The organism is Nonomuraea fuscirosea, from assembly GCF_003001935.1.
Classification (GTDB): Bacteria; Actinomycetota; Actinomycetes; order Streptosporangiales; family Streptosporangiaceae; genus Nonomuraea; species Nonomuraea fuscirosea.
Genome location: NZ_PVNG01000032.1, coordinates 113,549 through 124,808 on the forward strand (window position 1 = coordinate 113,549; position 11,260 = coordinate 124,808).

7 protein-coding genes and 1 pseudogene are annotated in these 11,260 nt (G+C 68.1%); 5 read left to right on the forward strand and 3 right to left on the reverse strand.

Annotated features, from left to right (window positions below; all coding sequences use genetic code 11):
• Window positions 1-154: 154 nt before the first annotated feature.
• Window positions 155-418: pseudogene (locus B0I32_RS50320) on the forward strand (transposase family protein); the annotation flags it as partial.
• Window positions 419-1,120: 702 nt separating this feature from the next.
• Here B0I32_RS50320 and B0I32_RS50325 read toward each other — a convergent pair.
• A complete protein-coding gene (locus B0I32_RS50325; protein ID WP_146178616.1) occupies window positions 1,121-1,489 on the reverse strand; it encodes a hypothetical protein in 369 nt (122 codons plus the stop codon).
• A gap of 156 nt (window positions 1,490-1,645) precedes the next feature.
• Between B0I32_RS50325 and B0I32_RS50330 the strand changes: the two genes are divergently transcribed.
• Complete coding sequence (locus tag B0I32_RS50330) at window positions 1,646-2,449, forward strand: helix-turn-helix transcriptional regulator (protein WP_106251934.1); 804 nt, start codon at window positions 1,646-1,648, stop codon at window positions 2,447-2,449.
• A 925-nt stretch (window positions 2,450-3,374) separates the two neighbouring features.
• Here B0I32_RS50330 and B0I32_RS50340 read toward each other — a convergent pair.
• A complete protein-coding gene (locus B0I32_RS50340; RefSeq protein ID WP_181308678.1) occupies window positions 3,375-3,875 on the reverse strand; it encodes a MarR family winged helix-turn-helix transcriptional regulator in 501 nt (166 codons plus the stop codon).
• A gap of 124 nt (window positions 3,876-3,999) precedes the next feature.
• On the opposite strand from B0I32_RS50340, the gene B0I32_RS50345 reads away from it, so the two are divergent.
• The 3 genes from B0I32_RS50345 to B0I32_RS50355 all read left to right on the forward strand — a co-directional run bounded on the left by B0I32_RS50345 (window position 4,000) and on the right by B0I32_RS50355 (window position 5,267).
• On the forward strand, window positions 4,000-4,203 hold the full coding sequence (locus B0I32_RS50345) for a hypothetical protein (protein ID WP_106251938.1): 204 nt from the start codon (window positions 4,000-4,002) through the stop codon (window positions 4,201-4,203).
• A gap of 214 nt (window positions 4,204-4,417) precedes the next feature.
• A complete protein-coding gene (locus tag B0I32_RS50350; protein ID WP_106251962.1) occupies window positions 4,418-4,828 on the forward strand; it encodes a hypothetical protein in 411 nt (136 codons plus the stop codon).
• Between the two features lie 238 nt (window positions 4,829-5,066).
• Window positions 5,067-5,267 carry a hypothetical protein gene (locus B0I32_RS50355; RefSeq protein WP_146178618.1) on the forward strand — a complete coding sequence of 67 codons (201 nt, stop codon included), beginning with the start codon at window positions 5,067-5,069 and terminating at the stop codon, window positions 5,265-5,267.
• A gap of 1,134 nt (window positions 5,268-6,401) precedes the next feature.
• Here the strand turns inward: B0I32_RS50355 and B0I32_RS50360 are convergent.
• A partial coding sequence (locus tag B0I32_RS50360) for an RHS repeat domain-containing protein (protein ID WP_106251941.1) occupies window positions 6,402-11,260 on the reverse strand: 4,859 nt, incomplete at its 5' end.

Consider the following 11,260-nt stretch of genomic DNA (forward strand, 5'->3'; position numbering starts at 1 on the left):
GCCCGATGCGGGCCTTCTTGTTCGCGGTTTGTTCACCGCCGGCCTCCTGCGACTCCCGGACAACGCCCGCCAGGCCCCGGTCACGGAGCACCTCGTGGGTACGGTTGAAGCGCACCTGTGCGTCAGGGGCACCTTGCGTGACCTCGCATAGCGCTCCGTTGAAATCCGGGTGCCGGTGCAGAAGCGCGGCCAGGCCCGGCTCAGCGACGACCAGCACACCTACAACAAGGTGCTGCGGGGCCTGCGCGGCGTTGGCGAAGGCGCGAACGCCCTGCTCACCGTCACCTTCAAGGCCCTGCGCCGAGTCAGCCTCGATCCCTGGCGCATCGGGCAGATCGTCCGAGCCGCACTCGTGCTGCTGTACCGGGAGCACGAGTGGACCATATCGGCATCACACAACGCGATCTTCGGTTACTGAGAACGACTCAGTGGATCGTAATCATCCCGCAGAACGGTGCGTACCTCCTGGACTTTCCTCATCTGCTCGTCTGGTCATGTAGACGTCACCGAGCCCGTGGTAAAGCTCGCCGGTGATGTGGGCTTGCTCCGGGAACTCAACGTAGGCCTTGCGACGGGCCACACGAATCTGACCATGATGCTGGCTTGGCCGACGCTTCGGCCTGGATTCGTGCTGCGCGGGCGTTGCCCGGCCTTGCGACCCATTCGCCGGACGACCAGCCCGCTCATCCGACGGCAAAGGGGCCACCCGTACTGGAAGGGCACAAGGCTCAAGAAACGGAAGCCTCTCGGCAGCCCAAGAGTCCAGCAATACAAGAGCAGTAGCCCTTAAACGGTTCACGTGACGCCCGGGTTCTATTCGCACCCTGGTCGACCTGCTGGAGCCGGGCCCGCTTATGTCCCCGACGACGCCCAGATTCCGGCATCGGCCGCGCTCATCGAGCACATCCTCACCTAGTCACACCGCCGGCTCCCGAGAATCCGGGGCATCTTTCCATCCGGCAGCCCGACCAGTTCTATCACCGCCGAAAGCGATGTGGGTGCGGCCCGGCAGTAGTTCGCGCTCAACCAGGAGGAGGACTGCAGTCATGTTGATCCCTCGCACGTTGATCACGGATCTCGTGCAGACCATCACCCACATAACACGCTTTTGCTGGGCAAGTCAGAGGCGTGACGCCTTGACCCTGTTCTCGAAGATCATGAGGTTGATAGAGTGCCCCGCTTCGGGTTCACCGCGCAGCGGTTCTCCTGGGTCGTCCCACCCCTTGTTCGAGGCACGCACGAAGTTGCCCTGCCCGGGAACGTGACGCTGCCAGATGTACCAGAGGACGTCCTCGTTGGCCGCGTTCACGATCAGGAGGGCATGCCCGAGCAGCTGAGGCTCGCTTGTGGCCCATGGCACCCAGCAGTTGCCGACGTTGATCGAGCTCTCTGCCGGGATAAAGCGATTGTTGCCGGAGTTCTCCAGGTTGACGAAGAGTACGTCTGCGTCCAAGACGTTGAACACGTTCTGGACTCCCGTAATCGTCATACAGACCCTCCCTTTTTGGCTGGACGAGTAATGATCTCGGCGTCCTTACCGTAGAACACGACACCAATCTTTCGATACTGAGGAAAATGAGTATTGACATGCCGCTCGTATGATGCTTGGAGTGATTGAAGAGGGAGAGAGAGGAGGCCGAAGATCATGGTTAGACTTTCGGCTGGGGACTATCGAAGCCTATTGGAACTGGCGACCATCGCCCTTGAAAGAGTCGGCCCGGATTTCCCAGAGACTGCGGTGAGCGCTCGACTTCGAGAGCTGTTCGATGTCGATGTCGTGGGCTCTGGGACCATCGATCTGGTGCACGCCAGAAGTCGGCGATGGGGCACCAGTCCAGCTGCGGTCTCGCTGGGACATGGACGGAGCTTTCACGAGATCGCCGTCCATCACCCCTTGACCCTCGCCTATCGTGACGCCCAGCAAGCGGTACCCCTGCGACTCAGCGACGTCATCGACTCGACGCCCGACCAAGGCTCTCTCCACCAGCGTTGGCTTGGGGCTGGCGTGCCTCGCATTCTCACGATTCCGCTGCTCGTCACGGCAGACCGCATCACTGCTCTCGCGCTCATGCGCACTGGCCCGGACTTCGACAGCCGACATATGCGCATGGCCAAGCAACTACAATCCGTTCTTGCCGGAATCTGCGCCCTACGATCGGGCGGAGACCACGGCGACCGAGAAACACCAGTTCATTTCACGGGTTGTATGGGCGAGGCCTCCGGTATCCGGCTCACTGATAGAGAGAGTGCCGTACTCGATCTTTTGGGCACTGGTTTGATCGCTACGGCAATAGGTCGTCGCCTTGACATATCACGTAGCACGGTGGAAAAACACATCCAGCACATCTATGAGAAGCTCAACACCAACGACCGCATCAGCACTGTCCTGAAAGCTCAGGCACTGGGGTTGATCGCCTCAGCCGGATCCGATGCAGGCCAGTCAGTTTGACGCAATCCTTCACCCAAGGGGGGAACCCGCCTTCTGCACGGCCAGGGCTGATGCATTCTCGGGGTGATGGGACGCGCGGCGCGTTGAGGCCGGGCGGTTGAGGGCACTCCGGGGTAAAGATGGCAAACGCGACCCCTGATGATCGTTGGGTGTCCACGCCAGTCGATCAAGAAAAGGGGGCGCGTTCGTCTGCCATCATCCCCGATCGACGTGCTCGCCCGCATCTTGGAGCACGTCACCGTCGCCGACCCGCTGGGGGACCTGCCCGATCTGCTGACCCTGGCCCAGGTCTTGGATGCCATCCCCGACCCGCGCCACCGTCGCGGACACCGCTACCGACTCGGCCCACTGCCGGCGTTATCCCTGCTCGCCGTTCTCAGCGGAGCGACCTTCCTCGTAAAGATCACCCGGTTCATCTCCTGTATGGCCCGAGCTACCCGACCAAGCCGGTCTGCCCGGCCCGCCGCGAGATTCGCCACATGAAGATCTCCACCGTCCGCCCCAACCTGTCCTTTCCCCACGCCGCCCAGGCCATCCAGGTCACACGCCGCTGCATCGACCACCGCACCGGCATGACCACCATCATGGCGATCTACCGCCATCACCAGCCTCCCACCAGGCCGGATCATCCACACTCAACTCGCCGCCCTAATCCAAGGGCGCTGGAGCATCGAAGCCCTGCACCACATCCGCGACGTCACCCACCCTAAGAGGCCTCCCGCGTCCGCACCCCGCATCATGACCAGCCTCCGCAACTTGGCCCTCGGCCTGGCGCGCATAATCGGCTGGACCGGCATCGCCGCCGCCACCGACCACCGCAGCCACCCCACCGACGGCCTTCAGCTACTCGGTCTCACGACACGAGAACGCTTCAGCCCTAGGCTGGCTGTGAGGCCCGGCGGGCGCTGTCCGCATTGGGGGTCGCTCAGCCCCATGCGGGGTCTTGCGCCAGCTTCTCCGCGATTCGGTCGTGGAAGCTCTTGCGCTCCAGGGCCCGCTCGATGTCGGTGACGACGCGCGACAGCGGATAGGGGATCTCGCTCTCGATCTCGGCGACGGCGGCCTCGGTGGCCCGCCACTCGGCCGCCAGGCGGTCCACGACGGCGCGGGACTGGTCGGTCAGCATCACCTTCTTGCTGCGCGCGTCCTCGCCCTCGACGGTGTGGACCCAGCCCGCGTCACGCATGGCGGCCACCTTCTGGCTGAGCGCCGAATGGGTCCGGCCGACCGACGCGGCCAGCTCGGTGATGGTCATCGGGCCTCGGGCGTGCAGCCGGAGCAGCTCCATGACGAAGCTCGGCTTGAGGCCCGTGATGCGTTCGCCGGTGTAGATCCGGGCGATGTCGGCGTCCATGGAGGCCTGCAACTGGCGCAGCGGCCGCCAGAGGCTCTCCTCGGTGGGATCTTGCACATGGGGATCGGTCATGATTTCATTGTATCAGTACTTATATAAGTACTGATGAGCTAACTGGCTGTCAAATATCCCAATAAAGTCGCCAGGCAAGGTGCGGCAGTTGTCCGGCCGGGTTTCGCGCGATCAGGATATCGATGTGGTAAGCGAGCTTCCCAGATTCGGAGCCGGTGACGGGCGGGTCGCCGGCGCATCGTGTGCCGCCGTCGGGCAGGCGGGCGGGCCGGTCACGGCGGGAGCGATCCTGTCCCGGATCATCGGACGACGGGTGCCGCACGACGCGCTGCGCCTGGTGGGGCTCAACCCGGCGGCCGGGATCGGCCTGGGCGCGTTCAGCTTCTGACACGACTACCCTCCCGCGCTGATCAGCGCGTTCGCCTCCAGCGGTGAATTCCGGCGTTTCTTGTTGCGTTCTTCTGTGTCATTTCTCTTGCCTGCCCTTCCAAGAAGGGGAATCGGGCGGGCGAGGGACATTCCCCGGTTTCGGGATTGCCCGCCGGGAAGGCATCGGGCCGGGCGTGCGCATCTTCCCCACGGTGATGGGTAACGCCGGACGCATGGCATACACACCCGATCAGGACCACCGCCGCCCGGACGGCGCCGACGACCGTGCCGTGCGGGCCGCCGGCATGTTGTCGGAGGCGCTGGAGACGGTCGAGCGCGCACGGGGACACCTCTACTCCTTCCACCAGCTCACCGGCTCCGCCCACGCCACCGCCGATGAGGTCGTCCAGCTGCTGCGCGAGGCCGGCCACGAGGACATGGCCCAGCGCCTGGCCGCCGACCTGGTCGGCCGGGACGTGCTGGCCGGACGCTGGACGTTCCAGATCGTCGAGGAGTACGACGACGGCTACTACACGACGTTCCGCGACCTCGAACGCCAGGTGCGCGACCGGCTCATGGGCGGGCGCCGGCACGTCTACGAGGCGGAGCTCAAGCAGCGCTCCCAGGAGGCCGGGGAGGCGTAGGCCAGGGAGATGGAGGCGTTCCTGCTCCCCGCACGCGACCCGGGCCGCCATCCCTCACCCCCGGGTACACGCGGCCAGGGAAAGGGAGACTCCTCAGCCGGCCGTAGAGCCGGAGATCATTCTGATCAGAGAGTGCGCCGGCCTACAGCGCAACACCTTCTCCCTGCTCGTCGACGGTCTGAGCATCCGCCTCCACAGACTGCACCTGGGGAGCAGGCGGCTGGAGAAGATGCGGCGCGTGCTGGCGGACCCCTCGGACAGGTCCGCCGCCGCCAGGGTGGCGCGGGACATCGTCGACGAGGCGATCGCCACGCTCATGGCGCGACTGGAGCGGGAAGCCGAGCGTCTCGCCAGGGAGGCCAGAATCACCGGCCTGCGGTCGCTCTACCGGCGGTTCGGCGTGTCGATGGGCTTCCACAACAAGGTCCGGGTCCGGTAGCGGTTCAACGTCGGCGCGGTGCGGCTCGGGCGCCTCAGCCGCCTGCTCACCGAGCACATCCTGCGGTACGCACGCGGCCGGGCCCGTCAGGCCGAGGAGGCTCGGTCGCGTACCCGGGAACGACCACGGTGGACATGGGCCAGAGACACCCGTGGACCCCGCGCCCGGGACAGCGGGAGATCCCCGGACGAGCGGGCCTGCGTCGACGATTGCGATCGGCGGACGGCGGACACCGGGGACCGGGCCCGCACGGGTCCGCGGCCTTCCGGCGAGCGGGAGGCCCGCACCGGCTGGGCGGAGTTCCACGACGACGGCCCGCACGAACGGTTCAGATCACACGAACGGCCCGAGCCACACGAACGCCCCGGGCCGGACGAACGGCCTGAGCCACATGAACGGCCTGAGCCAGACGAACGGTCCAGGCCGGGAGGACGACCCGCTGGGGGATCCGCCCCCTCCGCCGCCGCACAGCCTCCGGCACATGAGCAGCCCCCCGCCACTCGCCGGCGCTCTCTCCCGGCCCCGCGCAGCAGAGTGAGAACGGCAGCGGGAAAGCAAAGCCGCCGTCACCGTCGGAGGGTCTCGCCGCCCGCCGCGAAGGCCGGTCGCCGATCCCTCCCGCTCCTCGGCGCCGGACATGCCGCTGAATGCCGCATCGCGTGACGAACTGCCATCCGGACCGGCACGTGACGATCGGGACGACCGCCCGGCGGGATCCCGCGACCTCACGTCTGCGGCTGGAGCGCCGGAGTTCGCGCCGCCGGACACACCCGGGCACTGGTATGTCCTTGAAGAGGATCACCGCGCCACGTTGGAGATCGACGGGTCGACAAACGCCGCCTCAGGATCATCTCGATCCGGAACGCGGCCGAGGCCACGACTCGGGACGCGGGCGCGAGCTGGGACGCGGGCCCGAACCGGGTTCATGGTACGACTCGGGATTCGAACGATGACGCGCGAGGTGGAGCCGCACCCACCTCACCGAGCCGATGCCAGCCAAGCTCCGCGACGGTCGCCGGACATGGCGGAGCTCCCGTGCCGGACGGTGGTCGGCACCGTCCGGACGGGAGCTCCGTCGTTCTCTCACCGATCGCGCCTGCACCGTGTCACGCTGCGGTCACACGGCAGAGGCGGTTACGGGCCCGCCGGCGGCCGGAAGATCTGCCAGATGCGCCAGAGGATCGTCGGTGCCTTCGAGGACGGAGTGTCCGACGAGTACGGCTTCGACGCCGGGCCCCATCCGGTGCCCTGATCGGCCATCTCGTCGGCCATGCTCCGGGCCGTCCCCTGGTGGTTGCCCGTGGGACGTACCCTCCCCAACTGCTCGTCGATCGAGCGCTTCTGCGCCTCGGACAGCCCGCGCGACTGGCCGGTGCTCTGCTGGCTCGGCGGGTTGCGCCGGGCCTTGGCCGGGGTGTTGCGCTGGACCGCCCTGCGGCTGCTCGGGCGGACGGCGGGCCGCTGCCGGATCCTGACCTTGGGCCTGCTCGCCCGCCTGGTCACGGCCCTGCGCGCGGCCGCGGCTCGTCGCTTGGCCGCGGCGGCCCTGCGTTGTGCCGCCGCCGCCCTGCGCTTGGCCGCGGCGGCACGTGCCCGCTGCCTGGCCAGTGCGGCCTTCTTCCTGGCCTCCAGCGCCCTCTTCTTCTTGGCGGCTTCCGCGGCTCTCTTCCTGGCCGCGGCCGCGGCCTTCTTCTTGGCCTCCGCGGCGGCCTTGCGCTTGGCCGCCTCGATGGCGCGCTTCCTGGCCAGCGCGGCGGCCCTGCGCCTGGCCGCGGCCAGCGCCGCCCGCCGGGCAGCCGCGGCGGCGGCCCGTCTGGCGGCGGCCTGGGCCAGCTTCCTGGCGATGGCCCTGGCCGCGATCCGCGCCGCGATGCCGACCACGAACCAGACCAGCTGGCCGTCGGGGTCGCTCATGGTGACGGGGCTGTTGCTGGCGTAGGCGTAGGCGTTGAGCTGCTGCGGGTCGCTCTCGTCGATGATCGGGTCGACCGACAGGAAGCGGCCGTTCTTGGGGTCGTACTCGCGGGCGCCCAGGTGGACGAGTCCGGTGGTCGCGTCCTTGGTGCCGCCGACGAACCCGCGTTGCCCCGGCCACCAGGGTGGCGCGGTGCCCCGGTCCTCACCGAACGGGGTCTGCCTGCGGACGGCGACGTCTCCCGTGCCGGCGTTCACCGCGGCCTGCGCGGTGCCCTGGTGGTCGCTCGCCAGGAAGTAGACCTGGTCGTCCGGTGTGCGGACCGCGATGGCCTCGCCGCCGATGGTGTAGTAGCGGGTCTGCTCGACGACGTCCTTGGCGTAGTCGAGGCGCAGCTCCATGTCGTCGATGAAGAGGGTGGCGTCCGTCGGCGTCTTGCGGAGCAGGCGGTCGCCGTCGGCGTCGTAGACGAACGAGGTGGTCTTGCCGGCCTCGGTCACCGACTCCAGGTTGCCCTCGGCGTCCCACACCAGGTTCTGGTCGGCGGTGCCGACCTTGCGCCGGGTGGTGTTGCCGGCCGCGTCGTAGGCGAACACGTCCGCCCCGACGGCCTGCAGCGCGTGCGGCTGCTTGCCGCCCGCCGCGGGATAGGTGTAGGTGCGCACCTGCTCGGCCGTGCCGCCCCAGGCGTGCTTGGTCTCCTTGGTCCGGTTGCCGGTGGCGTCGTAGGCGTAGCTGACCGCGTACGGGGCCACGCCGCCGATCTTGCCGGACTGGGGTGAACCGCTGGCGCAGTCGTCCGTGGCCGTCCACGCCGAGGTCAGGCGGCGCAGATGGTCGTACTTGAAGCACTGCGTGTCCTGGGCGGCCCGGTCGGCGATCTTGGTGATGTTGCCGGCCGCGTCGTAGGCGTAGCCGAGGTCCAGGTCGCTGGCGGACGCGCCGGCCCGGTCGAGCCGCATGCCGGTCAGGTAACGGGTGCTCTCGTCGTGGGTGTAGGTCATCCAGGTCTTCTTGGTGCCCTCACCCAGCTCGTACTGGAGGATCTCTCCCATCTTGGAGTAGCGGGTCGCGCTCACGTACGCCGACAGGCCGGTGACCTTGACCGGCTGGCTGAGCCCGTCGTAGCTGTAGACGACCTGCTCCTCGGCCAGCCCGCCGCCCGCCGGGAAGCTGACCGACTGCACCTGGTCGTCGAGCGTGTAGCGGGTGTTGAGCTGGTAGGTGCCGGCCAGCTTGCCCTCACGGGCCGGGATGGTGACGGTCTGGCGCAGGGCGCGGTAGTCGGCGTCGATGGTGTTGATCTCCGCCGTGTACGCCTGCCCGCCCACGTACCGGGTGCTGGCGTGCAGTTCGCCCTTGGCCAGCGCGTCGTACTTCCACTCGGCCAGCAGCGTGCCGCTCGCCGAACCCTCGCGCATCTGGGTCTTGCGGCCCAGGGCGTCGTAGCCGTACCAGAGGGTCTTGCCGCGCGAGTCGGTGGTGGTGACGATCTCGTCGGCGTCGTTGTACGTCGTGGTCGTGACGCCCTTGTCGGGGTCCTCGGTCCTGATCTCGCGGCCGCGCAGGTCGTAGTGGTGCTTCCAGACGTTGCCCGCCGGGTCGGTGACCGTGGACAGGCGTCCCGCGTGGTCGTAGGTGTACTTGGTGGCCTCGTAGTCACCGGTCGGGGTGGCGCCCTTGTACTGGCGCAGCTCGATCAGCCGGTCCTCGGCGTCACCGATCCGGGTGGTCGCGGTGCCTCCCGGGGGCGGGGTGACGTGCAGCCGGTCGCCCTCCTCCTTGGCCGAGACCCGGTACTTCTCCGCGCCCTTGGCCTTGAAGACCTCGGCGTTGACCTCGCCGGTGCCGTCGAACAGCGACACGACCTGGTTGGGGACGGCCGAGTCGGCCACCGCCAGCAGTTCGGTGGCGGGCGTGCCGGTGGCGAAGTAGCCGGTGTTCTTCTTGTACTCCTCGCCCTGGGAGTTGTGGAAGGTGTCGGTGATCGTGCGGCCGTCCCGCAGTGCCGGGTCCTGCGTCTGGTCGTCCGTGGGCGCCGGCTCCTGGGTCTGGCGCTCGCGCATCAGGCCGTCGTAGAGCTCGTAGCTGGTGGTGTAGCCGCCGTCCGCGCGCAACGTCTTGGTGGTGACGTAGCTCGGGCCGTCGGTCCGCGTCGTGTAGGCGTACTCGGTGCTGGGCGACTGGCCGGACGCCTTGCTCCGGTCGGACTGCCAGACCTTGATCAGGCGACCCAGCGCGTCGTACTCCATGTCGACGCGGCGGTTGTTGGCGTCGATCTCGGCGACGGGCTCGCCCCAGGCCGGTTCGAGCAGGGTGCGCTCGGTGTGGCCGAGGTCGTTCGTCTCCGTGGTCTCCGTCGCCGGGGCGCCGGAGGCGGGGCTGTAGGTGGTCACGGACTTGGTGCCCACGGGGTCGGTCTCGCTGGTCTCGCGGCCGTAGGCGTCGAAGGTGCGGACGGTGCCGTTGATCGTCTGACCGTCCGCGGAGACGAGCTCCTGGACGGAGGTGACGTCTCCCTTGGTCGGCGGCTGGCCGTGGGCCTGGCCGTCGTACTGGACCTTCTCGTCCGACAGCACCTCACCGGCGGCCAGCGTGGACACCGAGGTGTCGCAGTTCGCGGCGACCTTCTGGACCCGGCTGGGGTAGTCGATCATCCAGGAGGTGTCGTTGCGGGCGTAGGTGTAGCGGATGCACCGGTCGTCGTCCGCGCTGGCCAGGTCGCCCTTCTCCTCGACCGTGGTGAGCAGGCCCTTGGCGTCGTACGAGCGCTCCTCGCCGGTACGCCGCCACTTGCCGTCCGTCATCGCGGTACGGGTGACCATGGACTTCGGCTGGACCACGTGCGCGGCCTTGGTGATGCCGCCCTGGGTGGACTCGGCCGTCTTGACCGACCACGGCTCCTCCGCGGTCGCGGTGGCGATGGCCCCGCCGTCGCCCTCGTACATGATCTCCTCGCGCTCGAAGCCGGCGAGCTGGTCGAGGTCGTCGAGCTTGCCGCCCTCGGAGTCGACCACCTGCACGTTGCGCTTGGAGCCGTCGGCCTGCTTGTCGCCGTGCATGCCGCGGAAGAAGCGGAACTCCGTCAGCGTGCGCGTGGTGTCCTGCCCGTCGCCCTCGCGGACGCGGACCCGGCCGAAGCCGCGGTAGTCGGCCCACGTGCGGTGCTCGGGCTTGACCAGGTTGGTCTCGGCGTAGTGCCAGCCGGCGCCGTCCAGGTACTCGTAGTCGGTGACCACGTTCGGCGAACCGGCCACACGGTCCACCTCGACGGTCTGGGTGACCAGGTACTTGTGGAACCAGTCGGTGACCTCGGCCTCGTTCGGCGGCGCCCAGCGCTGCGGGAAGCACCGCCTGGTGTTCTTGTCCGCCGCGGGAACGTCGCCCGGCTTGCAGTCGGCCGCGGAGTAGTTGATCCGCAGCTCACCGCCGGACTCGTTGTCGATCGCCTGGACCCGCCACTTGACCAGCGGGGCGCGGCCCTCGTCGGAGTCCACCCGGTTGGGCAGCTGCACGCCGATGAACTTCACCGGGGGCAGCGAGATCGTGCCGCCCACGTGACCGGTCTGCTGCACCGAGGCCAGCCACAGCGCCGGGCTCATGCCGTCGCCGGAGGCGGGGAACTGGTGCGCCAGCGCCCAGGAGTCCACCGGGTAGTACTGACCGGCGGCGTTGCGGACCTGGGTGGTGACCTTGGTCAGGCGCTTGCGGGTGAAGAACGTCGGCGCCAGCCGGTCAGTGCACTTCACCCCGGAGTCGCAGATCTGGTCGAACGGGACGTCCGGCCAGTGGCTCGCGGTCTCCTTCTTCAGCTCGGCGGGCGCGCAGGTGATGGTGCCGCTGGGCAGGCAGCGCTCGGCGACGTCGAACACCACGCGGGCGGCCGGCGTCTTGGTGAACAGCTCGCCCTTCAGGTAGCCGTAGTCGATGCGGGTCAGGTAGGCGGCGCGGTCGTACACGGTGCCCTGTTCGGGCTTCATGTGCCGGCCGTAGTAGTTCTTCTCCTGGGTGTACCAGTACGTGGTGGCGTTGCCGTGCGTGTCCACCTCGTAGTCGAGGTTCCACCGGTAACCCTGCT